14 protein-coding genes are annotated in these 15079 nt (G+C 72.0%); 5 read left to right on the top strand and 9 right to left on the bottom strand.

Annotated features, from left to right (window positions below):
- Positions 1-11: 11 nt before the first annotated feature.
- The 9 genes from ABZ172_RS15030 to ABZ172_RS14990 form a co-directional block, all read right to left on the bottom strand.
- Complete coding sequence (locus tag ABZ172_RS15030) at positions 12-1358, bottom strand: polysialyltransferase family glycosyltransferase (protein ID WP_356883968.1); 1347 nt, start codon at positions 1356-1358, stop codon at positions 12-14.
- A gap of 3 nt (positions 1359-1361) precedes the next feature.
- The gene (locus tag ABZ172_RS15025) at positions 1362-2327 is read right to left on the bottom strand and encodes a glycosyltransferase family 2 protein (protein WP_356883966.1); all 966 of its coding nucleotides are present in this window, start codon (positions 2325-2327) and stop codon (positions 1362-1364) included.
- Positions 2328-2662: 335 nt separating this feature from the next.
- On the bottom strand, positions 2663-3319 hold the full coding sequence (gene leuE / locus ABZ172_RS15020) for a leucine efflux protein LeuE (protein ID WP_356883964.1): 657 nt from the start codon (positions 3317-3319) through the stop codon (positions 2663-2665).
- Between the two features lie 90 nt (positions 3320-3409).
- Positions 3410-4990, bottom strand: a complete 1581-nt coding sequence (locus tag ABZ172_RS15015; protein ID WP_356883962.1) for a methylmalonyl-CoA mutase family protein — start codon at positions 4988-4990, stop codon at positions 3410-3412.
- Positions 4991-5451: 461 nt separating this feature from the next.
- Positions 5452-6549, bottom strand: a complete 1098-nt coding sequence (locus tag ABZ172_RS15010; protein WP_356883960.1) for a hypothetical protein — start codon at positions 6547-6549, stop codon at positions 5452-5454.
- Positions 6549-7232, bottom strand: a complete 684-nt coding sequence (locus ABZ172_RS15005) for an RNA polymerase sigma factor (protein WP_356883958.1) — start codon at positions 7230-7232, stop codon at positions 6549-6551. The genes ABZ172_RS15010 and ABZ172_RS15005 overlap by 1 nt, the downstream gene beginning before the upstream one ends.
- A 268-nt stretch (positions 7233-7500) precedes the next feature.
- Positions 7501-8097, bottom strand: coding sequence for a hypothetical protein (locus ABZ172_RS15000; protein ID WP_356883956.1), 597 nt, complete (start codon positions 8095-8097; stop codon positions 7501-7503).
- Positions 8098-8213: 116 nt separating this feature from the next.
- Positions 8214-8720 (bottom strand): hypothetical protein, encoded by a 507-nt coding sequence (locus tag ABZ172_RS14995; protein ID WP_356883954.1) that lies wholly within the window; start codon positions 8718-8720, stop codon positions 8214-8216.
- 172 nt (positions 8721-8892) lie between these two features.
- Positions 8893-10473, bottom strand: coding sequence for a family 20 glycosylhydrolase (locus ABZ172_RS14990; protein WP_356883952.1), 1581 nt, complete (start codon positions 10471-10473; stop codon positions 8893-8895).
- Between the two features lie 390 nt (positions 10474-10863).
- Here ABZ172_RS14990 and ABZ172_RS14985 point away from each other — a divergent pair, with 390 nt between their 5' ends.
- The 5 genes from ABZ172_RS14985 (at position 10864) to ABZ172_RS14965 (ending at position 14978) form a co-directional block, all read left to right on the top strand.
- Positions 10864-11394, top strand: coding sequence for a 2-oxo-4-hydroxy-4-carboxy-5-ureidoimidazoline decarboxylase (locus tag ABZ172_RS14985; RefSeq protein ID WP_356883950.1), 531 nt, complete (start codon positions 10864-10866; stop codon positions 11392-11394).
- A 166-nt stretch (positions 11395-11560) separates the two neighbouring features.
- Positions 11561-11941 (top strand): succinate dehydrogenase, cytochrome b556 subunit, encoded by a 381-nt coding sequence (gene sdhC / locus ABZ172_RS14980; protein ID WP_356883948.1) that lies wholly within the window; start codon positions 11561-11563, stop codon positions 11939-11941.
- A 5-nt stretch (positions 11942-11946) separates the two neighbouring features.
- The gene (locus tag ABZ172_RS14975; protein ID WP_356883946.1) at positions 11947-12426 is read left to right on the top strand and encodes a succinate dehydrogenase hydrophobic membrane anchor subunit; all 480 of its coding nucleotides are present in this window, start codon (positions 11947-11949) and stop codon (positions 12424-12426) included.
- Between the two features lie 30 nt (positions 12427-12456).
- Positions 12457-14211 carry a succinate dehydrogenase flavoprotein subunit gene (sdhA, locus tag ABZ172_RS14970; RefSeq protein WP_356883944.1) on the top strand — a complete coding sequence of 585 codons (1755 nt, stop codon included), beginning with the start codon at positions 12457-12459 and terminating at the stop codon, positions 14209-14211.
- Positions 14211-14978, top strand: coding sequence for a succinate dehydrogenase iron-sulfur subunit (locus tag ABZ172_RS14965; protein ID WP_356883942.1), 768 nt, complete (start codon positions 14211-14213; stop codon positions 14976-14978). Before sdhA ends, ABZ172_RS14965 begins: the two co-directional genes overlap by 1 nt.
- Positions 14979-15079: the final 101 nt, after the last annotated feature.

The following is a 15079-nucleotide window of genomic DNA, read 5'->3' as shown; positions in this document are numbered from 1 at the left end:
CCCGGCCGGGGTCAGAGGCCCAGGCTGCTGCGGGTGCGCCGCACGGTGCGGCGCAGCCGGATCGCCGCTCCTCGCGGGCCGCCGCCGGGGAGGGTGAGCTTCTGCAGGCGGCGCCGCTTGAAGTAGTGCTGGGTGCCGCTGTCGAGGTGGTCCCGCAGCCAGGACTCGGCCTCGGCGCGCAGGGCGGGGTGGAGCCCGGACTGCATGCAGTAGCCGACCGTGCGGACCAGCGGCGCGAGGGTCGCGGGCGCCTCGGCGGGCAGCGGCGGCACGGATCCGCCGGTCAGCTCGTCCAGATCGGGGACCAGGTGGTCGACGACGGTCAGCGGGACGCGGTTGCTGTTCTCGTACGGGGTGATGCGGTCCAGGACGAGGCGGGTGCCGACCCGGGCGACGGGGATGCCGTAGTACACGGCGGCGGTGAACATCGCGGTCGAGAAGCAGCCGACGACGAGCGTGGGCGCGCAGCGTTCGTACAGGGTCTCGGCGAGCAGCGGGCCGTCCAGCGTGGTCAGCCGCACCCCGAGGCCGGCGGCCGCGTCGTCCAGCGCCCTGGAGTAGCGGGCCGGCGCGGTGGGGTGGGGCTTGAAGAGGACGGAGGTGTGGCCCGCCCGCGCGGCGCCGCGCAGCATGCGCAGGTGGAGGTCCTCCTCCTCCTCGGCCGTGAGGATGTTCAGGGCCGCGAGGTACTGGCCCAGGAGCACGGCGGTGGGCGCGGCGGCCTCGGCCTCCGCGAGACGCCGGTCGCCGTCCGCCGCCCCGGCGATCTCGCCGAGCACCGTGCGGAAGGCGTCGTCCGGCACGAGTTCCGGCTCGACCCCGGACTCGGCGAGCAGCAGCGGGCGCAGTCCCGGTACGAGGTCGAGGTGGAGCACCCGCTGGACCCGGCAGGCGATCGACCGGGGCACCTTGTTGCGGGTGGGGCCGTAGCTCATCAGGCCGTCGGCGTAGACGTGCACGGCGCTCTCGGAGAAGATCGCGGCGAGTGCGCGGGCCGGGTTGACCTGGATGGACTCGACGGCGAGGTCGACGGGACCGTCCGGGTCGATGTCCCAGGCGAGCCGGAAGGCGCGCTGCCAGAGCTCGGTCTCCTCGGCGCGCGGGCCCCAGCCGCTCGGGTGGTGCGGGCTGATGGCGTCGTTCCAGTCGACGACGGAGTCGAAGCGGGCGGCGATGCCGCCGTAGCCGCGCATCTCCTCCAGCCGGAGGGCGGTCTCGGGGACCGCCGCGTTGTTCGAGACGAGCAGGACGCGGTGGCTGTCCTGTCCGGGTCCGAACAGGCCGGCGTCCAGCGCGGCCGCGAGCGTGGCCGCCCCGTAGAGGGTCGAGACCTGGAAGATCTGGGTGCGCGTGGGCATGGGTCAGGCGGCCTTCTGCTTGTCACGCAGGCGGTGGAGCAGGGTGCTGCGCCTGGTGTCCATCATCGTCAGGGTGTGGTCGAGCACCTGCTGCGGCATGCGGTGCAGCGCGGCCGCCGACTCCTGGCGCAGGCGCCGGAAGGTCGCGGGCTCGTAGGCGTCGGCCTTCTCGTTGTGGAAGGCGATCATCGCGCAGTAGGTGCGGACGGCCTTGGGGAGCAGCAGCTCCGCGTCCCGGTCCTCGCGGATCTCGTCGAGGAGGGTGTCGTAGGCGGGGAAGAAGTCCAGCTGGCGGGAGTCCTTGATCTGGGTCAGGGAGGTGGTGACACCGCGGCGGTAGAAGATCCCGTAGAGGTTCAGTGCGGCGTAGCTGCGGGCCCGCAGGTGCAGCTGCCAGATCCACAGCCGGTCCTCGGCGGTGCGCAGCCGGGCGGTGAACCGGTGGCCGCCGTCCTCGAAGAGCCGCCGGTGGTAGACGCCGGCCCAGACGAAGGGGTAGTCGACCATCGTCTCCCACTCGGGCGCCGCGATCCCCTCGCGCGGGTCCAGGACCGTGTCGCGGAGGCGGGCCGGGGCGCGCCGCACCACCCGGCTGGTCCCGGTGGCCTGGACGTGGTCCGTGCGGGCGAAGTCGCAGTCCAGCCGGGCCGCGGCGTGCAGCAGCCGGCCCAGGTGTCCGGGGGCGTACCAGTCGTCGCCGTCCAGGAAGGTGACGAAGTCGCCGCGGGCGGCGTCGATGCCGCTGTTGCGGGCCTCCGCGATACCGACGTTCTTCTCGTGCCGGATGACCTCGGCGTGCGGGATCCTGTCCGCCCAGCGGTCGACCACGGCCGGCGTGTCGTCCGTGGAGCAGTCGTCGACCAGCAGGAACTCGATGTCCGGGCCCGCGTTGCGGGCAAGACTGCCCAGCGTCGTGTCGGCGAAGGCGCCGACATTGTGGAACGGGACGACAACGGACAGTTTCGGCACGCGGACCCTCGCCTTCGATCTTGGTCCGCACACGCTAGTGAGCCGGGAGGAGGGGCGGGTGTCGTCCGGCCCGACGAACGGTGAACTCTGGGCGTCCTCGGGGTGTCCCCGGCCGGGACGGACGGCCCCCCGTCCGTCCCGGCGACCCACGGAGCGCGCGGAACACGCCCAGGGACGCGCCGCGGAACAGGACGAGCACCCGGAGCGCACGGAACCGCCGGGCTCGGGCGTCGGGCGTCGGGCGTCGGGCGTCGGGCGTCGGGCGTCGGGCGTCGGGCGTCGGGCGTCGGGTCAGGATCCGCGAAGTCCGGCGGGACGCGGGCCCGTCGGCCCGGTCAGACCCCGCTGAGCGACAGCTTCGCCGCGAACCCGAGGAACAGCACGCCGGCCGCCGTGGTCGCCCCGGCCGACAGCCGCTTGCGGCGGCGGAAGGCGGTGGCCAGGCGGGTGCCGCCGAATATGAGGGCCGAGAGGTAGAGGAAGCTGCCGATCTGGAGCAGCGTGCCCAGCAGCAGGAAGGAGAGCCCGGGGTAGGCGTAGCCGGGATCGACGAACTGCACGAAGAACGAGATCAGGAAGAGGATCTGCTTCGGGTTGAACAGGCTGACCACGAAGGCCCGGCGGTAGGGGTGCTCCACCCCCGCAGGCGCGGCGGTCTCCTCCGTCAGCTCGGCGGCCCGCCGGTGGCGCTCGCGCCACATGGACACGGCGCTCCGCATCATGCCGATCGCCATCCACGTGAGATATCCCGCGCCCGCGTACTTGACGACGGCGAACAGCAGCGGCGTCGTCTGGAGCAGGGAGGCGGCGCCCACGGCGGACAGCGTCATCAGGACCGTGTCCCCGGTCCACACCCCGGCGGCGGCCACGTATCCGGTGCGCACCCCGCGCCTGGCGGCGACGGACAGCACGTACAGCGAATTCGGGCCGGGCAGCAGAATGATCAGCGCCAGGCCGGCGAGATAGGTCGGAAGATCGGTGACACCCAGCATGAACGGAGTGTCGCACGCGGGTACGACACTCCGTCGAGCGGTCCGGAATGCGGCCGCCGTCCCCGGGGGTGCGGGGACGGCGCCCCCGGCTCAGAAGGCGTCGGTCGGCACGTACGCGCCCCAGATCTCCCGCAGCGCGTCGCAGACCTCGCCGACGGTGGCGCGCGCCCGGAGGGCGTCCTTCATCGGGTAGAGCACGTTGTCCGTCCCCGCGGCGGCCTTCCTGAGCTCCGCGAGCGCCGCGTCCACGGCACCCTGGTCGCGTTCGGCGCGGAGCTTCGCCAGCCGGGCGGCCTGCTGCGCCTCGATCGACGGGTCGACGCGGAGCGGCTCGTAGGGCTCCTCCTCGTCGAGGCGGAACCGGTTGACGCCGACGACGACGCGCTCGCCGCTGTCCGTCTCCTGGGCGATGCGGTACGCGCTGCGCTCGATCTCGCCCTTCTGGAAGCCGCGTTCGATGGCGTCGACCGCGCCGCCCATGTCCTCGACCTTGAGCATCAGCTCCAGGGCGGCGGCCTCGACGTCGTCGGTCATCCGCTCGACGACGTACGAGCCGGCGAAGGGGTCGACCGTCGCCGTCACGTCCGTCTCGTACGCCAGGACCTGCTGGGTGCGCAGCGCGAGGCGGGCCGACTTGTCGGTGGGGAGGGCGATGGCCTCGTCGAAGGAGTTGGTGTGCAGCGACTGGGTCCCGCCGAGGACGGCCCCCAGGCCCTGCACGGCGACCCGTACGAGGTTGACCTCGGGCTGCTGGGCGGTGAGCTGGACGCCGGCGGTCTGGGTGTGGAAGCGCAGCATCAGGGACTTGGGGTTCTGCGCGCCGAACTCCTCCTTCATCACCTTCGCCCAGATCCGGCGCGCGGCACGGAACTTGGCGACCTCTTCGAGGATCGTCGTCCGGGCGACGAAGAAGAAGGAGAGCCGGGGCGCGAAGTCGTCCACGTCCATGCCCGCCGCCACGGCGGTGCGGACGTACTCGATGCCGTCCGCGAGGGTGAAGGCGATCTCCTGCGCGGGCGAGGCCCCCGCCTCGGCCATGTGGTAGCCGGAGATCGAGATGGTGTTCCACTTGGGGATCTCGGCCCGGCAGTACTTGAAGATGTCGGCGATCAGCCGCAGCGAGGGCTTCGGCGGGAAGATGTACGTGCCGCGGGCGATGTACTCCTTGAGCACGTCGTTCTGGATCGTGCCCGTCAGCCGGTCGGCCGGCACGCCCTGCTCCTCGGCGACGAGTTGGTAGAGCAGGAGCAGCAGCGCGGCCGGCGCGTTGATGGTCATCGAGGTGGAGACCTCGCCCAGCGGGATGCCGCCGAAGAGGACGCGCATGTCGTCGATCGAGTCGATCGCCACACCGACCTTGCCGACCTCCCCGGAGGCGATGGGCGCGTCCGAGTCGTGTCCCATCTGCGTGGGCAGGTCGAAGGCCACGGAGAGGCCCGCGGTGCCGTTGGCGATCAGCTGCTTGTAGCGGGCGTTGGACTCGGTGGCGGTGCCGAAGCCCGCGTACTGCCGCATCGTCCAGGGCCGGCCCGTGTACATCGTGGGATAGACACCCCGCGTGAACGGAAAGGCGCCCGGGACGCCCAGCTTGTCCTCGGCCCGCCAGCCGTCGAGCGCCTCCGGCCCGTACACCGGCTCGATGGGCAGTCCCGACTCGGACTCACGCGTCATCTGCTGTGCCTCCCGTTCAAGCTACTTTGCGGTAACAAATCTCGCGACGGACTCTAGCGGCGGCGCGAGGGCCTGCGGGTCCTCCCTGCTGGGACCTTGCTCACAGCCGCCGCCCCGCGGACGGGCCGCATGGGTCCCATCATGCGCAGGATCCGGCCACCGGGCAGGACGGGGGTCCGCTCCCGGTACCTCCGCACGTCGGGGAGGAGGGGAGAGCGCGAGGAAGAGGAAGGCGAGCGGGCCGGGAGTCCGGCGCGCCGGGGTCGTCGTCCGTCCGCCGGCGGTGCGGCCGGGAGGAGGGGGGCGCGGACGGGACCGGGGGAACGTGTCCCGCCCGCGCCAGGTGCGCTGAGCCGAAGGTACGGGGGGAACCCCCGGCTCGTCGCGCGGCCGATGACCAGTCGGCACTCATTACTGCGCCGTGCCGCCGAGGAACGTTACAGCTCCCGCATTCATGCAGGTCAGCGCGCTACGGGCGAGAGGCTGGACGACGGGCTCGCCGAGGGTACGGCGGTCGGTCCCGAGGCCTGCCCGCCCTGCGGGGCACCGCTCCGCGCGCTCGCGGACGGCGTGCGGAAGGTGATCGAGGGGAGGGCCCCCTCGCCCTTCCCGCCGCCCTCGCCCTTGCCCTGGTCGTTGCCGTCGGCGTCACCGTCGTCGCCGTCGTCACCGCCACCGCCACCGCCACCGCCACCGCCACCGCCACGGGTGTCCGCCCCCAGCAGGCGGTCGCAGAACCGGTCCAGGTTGGCCTCGCCGCCGGCGAGCAGGAGGAGCTGGGCCTTCTCCTCGCGGCTGAGCCGGTCCTCGCGGTAGGCGCGGCAGGCCTTGAAGGACTGCTTGTACACCTCGGCCGGGGAGCGGCCGGGCGTCTCCCGTCCGTCCGTCCCGTCCCGGGTGCCGTCGGTGCCGTCGCTCCGGCCGCCCTGGTCGGCGCGGCCCGTGGCCGCACCGCCGTCCTCCCCGGTCCGTCCGTCGCCCTCGGTCCGTCCCGCGTCCGGCGTGGCCGAGGGGTCGGCGGAGCCGGACGGACGCGGCGGGAAGGAGGGCAGCAGCGAGGGCGCGCCGGCGTCGGGCACCTCGGCGCCCTGGTCCCCGGGGGACGCGTCCGCCGAGACGGACGTGGCCGGAACCGGCGAGCCGTGGCCGCCGAACGGTACGGGCAGCAGGCCCGTGCCCCCGGCGACCGCCACCCCGCCGAGCGCGCACCCGGCGAGCGAGACGGCCAGGCCGTAGCGCACCGGGCGGGTCCAGCGCGGGCGCCGCCCGACCGGAGCCGCGGGCACCGCACCGATGCGCACGGTGTGCTGCGGTGCCGCGAGTCCGGCGGGCTCACCGGCCCGCTTCCGGGTCCGGGACACCGCGCGGAAGGCCGCCGAGGCGGCGGCCTCGCCGGGCAGTTCGTCACGGGTGCCGGCCGGGGCGCGCAGCTCCAGCAGCGCGGCCCGCAGCCGCCTGGCCTCCGTCCTCGCGTGATCGTCGACCGGCTCGACGCACTCGCCGCGGAGCAACGACTCCGCCGCTTCCGCGTCAAGCCACTCGTACTGCTCGTCGGCCATCACATGTCCTTCTGCGTCGACGGACGCGAATGCGTCACACCGGCGGGGGCCACCGAGCCCTGCCGGCCGGGGCGTTGCGGGGGGACCGCGCCGAGCTCCGCGCCCGGCGCCGGAAGACCGTCCTCCGGGCCGGGATCGGCGCCCAGCAGCTCCGCCAGCCGCTTCAGTCCGCGGTGGGCGGCGGTGCGCACCGCGCCGGGGCGCTTGCCCAGTGTCTGCGCGGCGCTCTTCGCGTCGAGGCCCATCACCACACGGAGCACGACCGCCTCGGCCTGGTCCTGCGGGAGCTGTGCGATGAGGGACATGGCGCGTCCGGTCGCCAGCGACTCCAGGGCCTCCCCCGCCGTGTCGGACGCGGCCGCCTCGCTCTCCAGCTCGCTCTCGTCACCGCCGATCGCCGGGCGCCTGCCCCGCATCCGCAGGTGGTCGAGCGAGCGGTTGCGCGCTATCCGGGCCGCCCAGCCGCGGAACCGGTCGGCGTCACCGCTGAACCGGCCGATGTCACGCGCTATCTGCAGCCAGGACTCGGACGCCACGTCCTCGGCGTCCGGCTCACCGACCAGCGTCCGTATGTAGCCCAGCAGCCGTGGGTGCACAGCGCGGTACACAGTACGGAAGGCGTCCTCGTCCCCGTCCTGTGCCGCGAGCACCGCGGCGGTCAACTCCGCGTCGTCCCCCAGCACTCCCTCAACCCGCCCTGCTGATCCGTAACGTAGCTGGTCACCGCTACTGCGCCACCCTGCGCGACTCAGCACGCTACGTGGTGGGACGGCGCCCCGTCCATGACTTGTACAACCTGCAACGGTCTCCTGACGCGATGGGGTGTGACAGAAAACGCACCCCTGACGCAGAGAGGGGTACGGGGTCGCTCAGCGGCCCTGTGGAAGACGGCCGGGGCCTCTCCTGTGGGGGGTGGCGGCCCCGGTCGTCGTCCCCTCGCCCTCATGGCCGTCACCTCTGCGGTACGCCGCCGGGCCGGCCACCGCCGCGGGCACGGCGGGACACCACCGCGCGCAGCACCCGCCGCCCCTCGGCCGACAGGTCCAGGGCCCGGCGCAGGCCGGTGGCCCGGCCCTCCGCGCCGACGGATCCGGCAAGGCCCTCCAGGATCTCGCCCTGCCGCAGCAGTTCGCCGGTGAGCAGCGGTCCCGCGCCCGCCGCACCAACGGCCCGGGGGTCCCCTGCGGGCTCCGGGCCGCCGCCGGCGGCCGGGACGTCGTACCTCCGGTGCACGTCCAGCGCGAAGAGCGAGCAGGCGTCCGCCCAGGCGCGCAGCGGCCCGGCGCCGGGGTCACGGGGCGCGGCGCCCAGCAGCGCACGGACACGGGCGGCGGTCGGGTCGCCCGCTGCGGGCCCCTCCAGCGCCGTGTGCACGGCGTCGAGCCGGGCGGCCCAGTCCGCGCCGTCCGCGGGTCCCGTCCGGAGCGGACGCAGCGGCTCCGGGTCCCGGCCGTCCTCCGGCTGCGGGAGACAGCGGTCCAGGCAGGCGATCGCGCTCACGGCCAGATCTCTCTCCTCGGCACGCGCGATCAGCTCCAGCAGCGTCATCGACGCCTCCCCCATCGGTCCGTCGGTCCCGGGGAGCACACCGCTACCCGTTACCGCGTACTGCGCCAGATGGCTGAAAAGCGTCACTCTTCCGACACGGGGGATCACAGCGGGACTCAGCCGGGCAGGCGCTCGATGCCCAGACGGTCCAGGAAAGCGAAGAAAAGTTCCTCTCCGGACCACGCGGGCCGCTCGATCCGGAGCAGTTCGAGCAGGGGCCCCTCCAGCACCCCACGGCCGGTTTCGGCCGCCCACCGGACGGCCCGGGCCGCCGCCTCCTCCGGCGGCAGGAAGAGGTCCTCCGGCGTCGGGCCGTCCGGGCCGAGGTGCTCGGCCATCGGCGCCCTGCCGAGGCAGGCGTACCAGGACCCGCTGTGCGGTGCCGCCGCCTCGACGACCACGCAGGTCCCGTCCATGACCACGCCGAGGAGGACCGGTGCCCGCGCGGCACGGGCGAGCGCGGCCATGCTGCCGAGCGAGGCCTCCGCGGGGTGGGACCAGACCTGCCACCCGTCCGCGCGGTACTCCCTCAGCGTCAGCAGCTCACGCGCGTCCCTCAGCGCGGGATGGCCGATCAGCGGCTCGCCGCTGCGGCCCACCAGATAGCAGCCCCAGTACCCCACGCCCTGCTCCCCCCGCGGTCCAGGCCTTCATTCTTCCCGCCGGAGGCCCCGGGAAAGCGCGGACCGCCCGGCGGCCGGCGGGACGGGGGCACCCGTGTGCCGCGCGTCCTCCCCGCCGGGGAGGGCGCGCGGCACGGGCGGTACCGGGTACGGGGACCGCGGCGGGTGCGGCTCAGCCGGTCTCGTCGGCGAGCTTCTCGAACTGCGCCCAGCTCAGCCCGGGCTTGCGCGGGTCCCAGAGCTTCTGGGAGACGGCGTTGAGCGGCATCCGTATCCCCGCCGCGACCTGTGCCTGCGTCTGGGCGTTCGGGAAGTCGCCCCAGACCGCGAAGCGGCCGCCCAGGATCTGCTTCGAGTAGCGCTCGGACACCGGCTCGGTCCCGCGCAGCACGAACGGGGTCCACTGCTCGTAGATCCGCTCGCCCGTCGGGTAGGTGAAGTCGTTGGGCTCGCCGAGCACGTAGTAGAGGTACTCGTCGTTCAGGTTGACCACGTCGCGGCCCTCGGCGAGGTAGTCCTGGGGCGGCCGGGCGCCGATCTCCTTGCCCGTCCAGTACTCGACCTCGATGCCCTGGTGGGCGGTGACCGTCCCGCCGCTGAAGAAGCCGTCGTTCCAGGCCTTGGGGATCTTGCCCGCCTTGCGCACGACCGCGGCGCGGTCGTTCAGCCAGCCCTCCGCCAGGTCCTGGACGCCGGCACCGGCGCCGTACTTCTCGCGCGCCGCCGCGGCGAGCTGCGGATAGGAGGCCGACGGGCTGCTGACGGTGAGCGCCTGGTACTCGTCCGCGCCGACGTGGAACCAGCCGCCCGGGAACAGCCCGGCGTACTCGTTCAGCAGGTCGTCGACGATCTTCGCCGAGCCGGGCTTCGAGATGTCGATGGCGCCCTGCCGCGCCACCCCCTGGGTGTTGCGCAGCTGGAGGTCGGGGTGGGCGCGCAGGACGGCGCCCAGGTGTCCCGGGGAGTCGATCTCGCCGACGACCGTGATGTGCAGGCTCTGCGCGAGCTTCAGGATCCGGCGGACCTCCGCCTTGCTGAGGTGCTCCTGGGACACCACCTCGGGGTGCGAGTCGGACTCGATCCGGAAGGCCTGGTCGTCGGAGAAGTGCAGGCCGAGCTGGTTGAGCTTGAGGTCGCCCATCTCGCGCAGCCGGTCCTCGATCCAGTCCGCGGTGTAGTGCTTGCGCGCGATGTCGAGGTTGAGCCCCCGCTGCGGCCGGTCGGGGGTGTCGTTGACGACGCCCTCGGGCACGGTGCCGCCGGTCTTCAGCGACTGCTTGAGGGTGCGGGTCCCGTAGAAGACGCCCGCCTGGCCGGGGCCGCTGATCGTGACCCGGCCGCCCTCGGTCTTCAGCGTGTACGACTCCGGGCCGCCGCCGCCCGACGTGTCGAGGGCCAGCTCGACGTCGCCGGCCCGGGGGGCCTTCTCGCCCCGGTAGGCGATCTTCAGCTCCTTGGCGAGCAGCTCCGCCTCGTCGGTGAGTCCGGGGTCGGCCGCGACGACCGCGCTGTCCCCGGACGGTTTCCAGCCGGGGCCGCGGGCGGCGGTGTGCTCCCGGACCGCGGGTATGGTCCGCGGTGCCGTGGAGAGCGGGTAGCTCCGGGTGGGCGAGGGCGAGGCTGACGTGCCGGTGGAGGCCGAGGCGCCGTTCCCGGAGCCGGAGCCCTCGGGCCAGACGACGACGGTGAGGGTGACGGCGGCGGCCACCGCGACGGCGGCGCCGGCCACCAGGGGTGCGCGTGAGGGCGACATCGGTCAGAAACCTCCGGATCGAGGGAGAAACAGGTCAAAGAAGATGAGAAAGCCGGGCATTTCCCCCGCAGATTCGTCCATCAAGAGTTCCGAAACTCTCCCGTCCGGGTGAAGTTCTCGCACGATTCGGTTCCGTGCCGCCCTCGCTCGCTAGCGTGACGGGACATACGTACCAGTCCTCACCCCCGCCCCGCGCAACCTCTCCGCTCTCCGGCCCCTCTTGTCCAGGGTCACCGCCCGTCATTCGTCCGAGGAGTCCCGCTGCCCAGGTCCAGCGAGCCACGCCCCGGCCTGCCGAAGCCGCAGCAGGCCGGGCGGACGGCCGTGCCCGTCCAGCACCGGGGTCCGGCCCCGGATCTCCCGGACGCCTCCGCTCCGGATCCAGTGTCGGTGAGTACCCGCGCCTACGCACATGCGAGCGGCCTCGCCCGCCTGAACGCCTGGCCGCGGGAGCTCGCCGAGGCCTCCCTGCTGGAGTGCTGCGGGAGCCGCCGGTGGGCGCACCGGCTGACCGCGCACCGGCCCTATCCGGACCTGGACACCCTGCTCGCCGCCTCCGACGAGGCGGGGTACGACCTGGCGCCGGCCGACATCTCCGAGGCGCTCGCCGCGGAGAGCGCTCCCTGCCTGCACCACGACGCGCCCCGCGCCGCCCATCTGGCGCTGCGGGCCGCGCACGCCGCGTACGAGAGCCGGTTCGGGCACGTCTTCGTGATCTGCCTGGACGGCCTGCACCACTCCCGGCACGTCGACCAGGTCCTGGCGGCGATCCGCACCCGGCTGACCCACGAACCGGACGAGGAGCGCTCCCTCACCGCGGAGGAGATGCGGCGACTCGCCCGGGAACGCATCATCGAGCTCGTGACGGAGGCCGGGGCGGCGCCCGGCCCCCCGCCCCCGGTGGCATATGGCCCCCGGTAGCCCGTCCGTGCCTGTTTGACTGCCGCTTTGATCACACCGGAGGCCCCGCCGCCATGGAACCGACAAGTCGTCGCTACGATGGCCGGGGCCGGTGGACCGTACCCGGCCGGGTCAGACCGACAGTCAAGCCGGCCGACCCCAATCCCCGCTCCCGGAGGGTTCTTCCGTGCCGGCTGGAACGCTGTACCGCGGCCGGGAAGGCATGTGGTCCTGGGTGGCTCATCGAGTCACCGGTGTCCTCATTTTCTTCTTCCTGTTCGTACACGTCCTGGACACCGCTCTCGTGCGTGTCTCCCCCGAGGCGTACGACGACGTCGTGGCCACCTACAAGACCCCGCTCGTCGCGCTGCTGGAGTACGGCCTGGTGGCCGCCATCCTCTTCCACGCGCTGAACGGTCTCCGCATCGTCGCCGTGGACTTCTGGGCCAAGGGCCCGCGCTACCAGAAGCAGATGCTCTGGACCGTGCTGGGTATCTGGATCGTGCTGATGGCCGGGGCCCTGTACCCCGTCCTCGGTCACGCCGTACGCGAAGTCTTCGGGAGCTGAGGCCGATGTCCACCGAGACACCTTCTTCCGCGATCGGCGACGTCGAGGACGTCAGCCTGTTCGACGTCGACAACCCGGCCCCGGTCATCGAGCCCCCGCGCAAGCGCACGGGCAAGACTCCCAAGGGCTCGCGCACCAACTTCGAGATGTACGCCTGGCTCTTCATGCGCCTGTCGGGCATCGTGCTGGTCGTCCTCGTCATCGGCCACCTGCTGATCCAGCTGGTGCTCGACGGCGGTGTGTCGAAGATCGGCTTCGCCTTCGTCGCGGGCCGCTGGGCCTCGCCGTTCTGGCAGGTCTGGGACCTGACGATGCTGTGGCTCGCCATGCTCCACGGCGCCAACGGCCTCCGTACGGTCATCAACGACTACGCCGAACGGGACAACACCCGCTTCTGGCTGAAGATGCTCCTGTACACCGCCACGGTGTTCACCGTCCTGCTGGGCACGCTGGTGATCTTCACCTTCGACCCGAACATCCGCTAGGCGCCGGGACAGAGGGACCAGAGGAAAACCATGCAGATCCACAAGTACGACACCGTCATCGTCGGCGCCGGCGGCGCCGGCATGCGCGCGGCCATCGAGTCGACCAAGCGCAGCCGCACCGCCGTGCTCACGAAGCTCTACCCCACCCGCTCCCACACGGGCGCCGCGCAGGGCGGCATGGCCGCCGCGCTGGCCAACGTGGAGGAGGACAACTGGGAGTGGCACACCTTCGACACGATCAAGGGCGGCGACTACCTGGTCGACCAGGACGCCGCCGAGATCCTCGCGAAGGAGGCCATCGACGCCGTCCTCGACCTGGAGAAGATGGGCCTGCCGTTCAACCGGACGCCCGAGGGCCGCATCGACCAGCGCCGCTTCGGCGGTCACACCCGTAGCCACGGTGAGGCCCCGGTGCGCCGCTCCTGCTACGCCTCCGACCGCACCGGTCACATGATCCTCCAGACGCTGTACCAGAACTGCGTGAAGGAGGGCGTGGAGTTCTTCAACGAGTTCTACGTGCTGGACCTCCTGCTCCAGGACGTGGACGGGGTCAAGAAGTCCGCGGGCGTCGTCGCCTACGAGCTGGCGACCGGCGAGATCCACGTCTTCCAGGCGAAGTCGATCATCTTCGCCTCCGGCGGCACCGGGAAGTTCTTCAAGGTGACCTCCAACGCCCACACCCTGACCGGTGACGGCCAGGCCGCCGCGTACCGCCGCGGTCTGCCCCTGGAGGACATGGAGTTCTTCCAGTTCCACCCGACGGGCATCTGGCGCATGGGCATCCTGCTGACGGAGGGCGCCCGCGGTGAGGGCGGCATCCTCCGCAACAAGGACGGCGAGCGCTTCATGGAGAAGTACGCGCCGGTCATGAAGGACCTCGCGTCCCGTGACGTCGTGTCCCGCTCCATCTACACGGAGATCCGTGAGGGCCGCGGCTGCGGTCCCGAGGGCGACCACGTCTACCTCGACCTCACGCACCTCCCGCCGGAGCAGCTCGACGCCAAGCTCCCGGACATCACCGAGTTCGCGCGCACCTACCTCGGCATCGAGCCCTACACGGACCCGATCCCGATCCAGCCGACCGCGCACTACGCCATGGGCGGCATCCCGACCAACGTCGAGGGCGAGGTGCTGGCCGACAACACCACCGTCGTCCCGGGCCTGTACGCCGCCGGCGAGGTCGCCTGCGTCTCCGTGCACGGCGCCAACCGCCTCGGCACCAACTCGCTGCTCGACATCAACGTCTTCGGACGCCGCTCGGGCATCGCCGCCGCCGAGTACTCCGCGAAGAACGACTTCGTCGAGCTTCCCGAGAACCCGGCGCAGCTCGTCGAGGAGCAGGTCGAGCGGCTGCGCGCGTCCACCGGCACCGAGCGCGTCGCCACGCTGCGCCTGGAGCTGCAGGAGTGCATGGACGCCAACGTGATGGTGTTCCGCACCGAGCAGACCATCAAGACGGCGGTCGAGAAGATCGCCGAGCTGCGCGCGCGGTACCTCGACGTGTCCATCCAGGACAAGGGCAAGCGGTTCAACACCGACCTGCTGGAGGCCGTCGAGCTGGGCAACCTGCTCGACCTGGCCGAGGTCATGGCGACCTCCGCGCTGGCCCGCAAGGAGTCCCGCGGCGGTCACTACCGCGAGGACTACCCGAACCGCGACGACGTCAACTTCATGCGCCACACCATGGCGTACCGCGAGGTCGCCGACGACGGCACCGAGTCGATCCGGCTCGACTACAAGCCGGTCGTCACGACCCGCTACCAGCCGATGGAGCGTAAGTACTGATGGCTACCCCGACCCTGGACAAGACCGACACGGCCGAGGCGGGCTTCGCCGACACCCCGTACATCACGGCCACGTTCCGGATCCGCCGCTTCAACCCCGAGGTCTCCGACGAGGTCCAGTGGCAGGACTTCCAGATCTCGATCGACCCGAAGGAGCGTGTCCTCGACGCCCTTCACAAGATCAAGTGGGAGCAGGACGGAACCCTGACGTTCCGTCGCTCCTGCGCGCACGGCATCTGCGGCTCCGACGCGATGCGGATCAACGGCAAGAACAGGCTCGCCTGCAAGACGCTGATCAAGGACATCAACCCGGAGAAGCCGATCACGGTGGAGGCCATCAAGGGCCTCACGGTCCTGAAGGACCTCGTGGTCGACATGGACCCGTTCTTCCAGGCCTACCGCGACGTCATGCCCTTCCTCGTCACCAAGGGGAACGAGCCGACGCGTGAGCGGCTGCAGTCCGCCGAGGACCGCGAGCGCTTCGACGACACCACCAAGTGCATCCTGTGCGCGGCGTGCACGTCCTCGTGCCCGGTGTTCTGGAACGACGGCCAGTACTTCGGCCCGGCGGCCATCGTCAACGCGCACCGCTTCATCTTCGACTCGCGTGACGAGGCCGGGGAGCAGCGCCTGGAGATCCTCAACGACCGTGACGGTGTGTGGCGTTGCCGCACGACGTTCAACTGCACGGACGCCTGCCCGCGTGGCATCGAGGTCACCAAGGCGATCCAGGAAGTGAAGCGCGCGCTGATCACCCGCCGCTTCTGACCCACGCGTCGCCCGGGTTCGCCCGTCCCCGCATGACGAGACCCTTGACCGCCCACGGCGTGGCGAGGTCGCGCCGCAGCACATGGGCACGCGGGATCCGG

The organism is Streptomyces sp. NPDC006296 (genome assembly GCF_040613235.1).
GTDB lineage: Bacteria > Actinomycetota > Actinomycetes > Streptomycetales > Streptomycetaceae > Streptomyces.
The sequence above is the reverse complement of the archived record's forward strand: the minus strand, read 5'-3'. Positions and strand labels throughout refer to the sequence as shown.

What these genes read in the sequence shown, in the direction of transcription:
- ABZ172_RS14965 (WP_356883942.1), top strand. Translation starts at nt 14,211, where the DNA reads ATGGCTACCCCGACCCTGGACAAGACCGACACGGCCGAGGCGGGCTTC.
- leuE (WP_356883964.1), bottom strand. Translation starts at nt 3,319, where the DNA reads ATGCTGGGTGTCACCGATCTTCCGACCTATCTCGCCGGCCTGGCGCTG.
- sdhA (WP_356883944.1), top strand. Translation starts at nt 12,457, where the DNA reads ATGCAGATCCACAAGTACGACACCGTCATCGTCGGCGCCGGCGGCGCC.
- ABZ172_RS15000 (WP_356883956.1), bottom strand. Translation starts at nt 8,097, where the DNA reads ATGACGCTGCTGGAGCTGATCGCGCGTGCCGAGGAGAGAGATCTGGCC.
- ABZ172_RS15015 (WP_356883962.1), bottom strand. Translation starts at nt 4,990, where the DNA reads ATGACGCGTGAGTCCGAGTCGGGACTGCCCATCGAGCCGGTGTACGGG.
- ABZ172_RS14990 (WP_356883952.1), bottom strand. Translation starts at nt 10,473, where the DNA reads ATGTCGCCCTCACGCGCACCCCTGGTGGCCGGCGCCGCCGTCGCGGTG.
- ABZ172_RS15010 (WP_356883960.1), bottom strand. Translation starts at nt 6,549, where the DNA reads ATGGCCGACGAGCAGTACGAGTGGCTTGACGCGGAAGCGGCGGAGTCG.
- ABZ172_RS15030 (WP_356883968.1), bottom strand. Translation starts at nt 1,358, where the DNA reads ATGCCCACGCGCACCCAGATCTTCCAGGTCTCGACCCTCTACGGGGCG.
- ABZ172_RS14975 (WP_356883946.1), top strand. Translation starts at nt 11,947, where the DNA reads ATGTCCACCGAGACACCTTCTTCCGCGATCGGCGACGTCGAGGACGTC.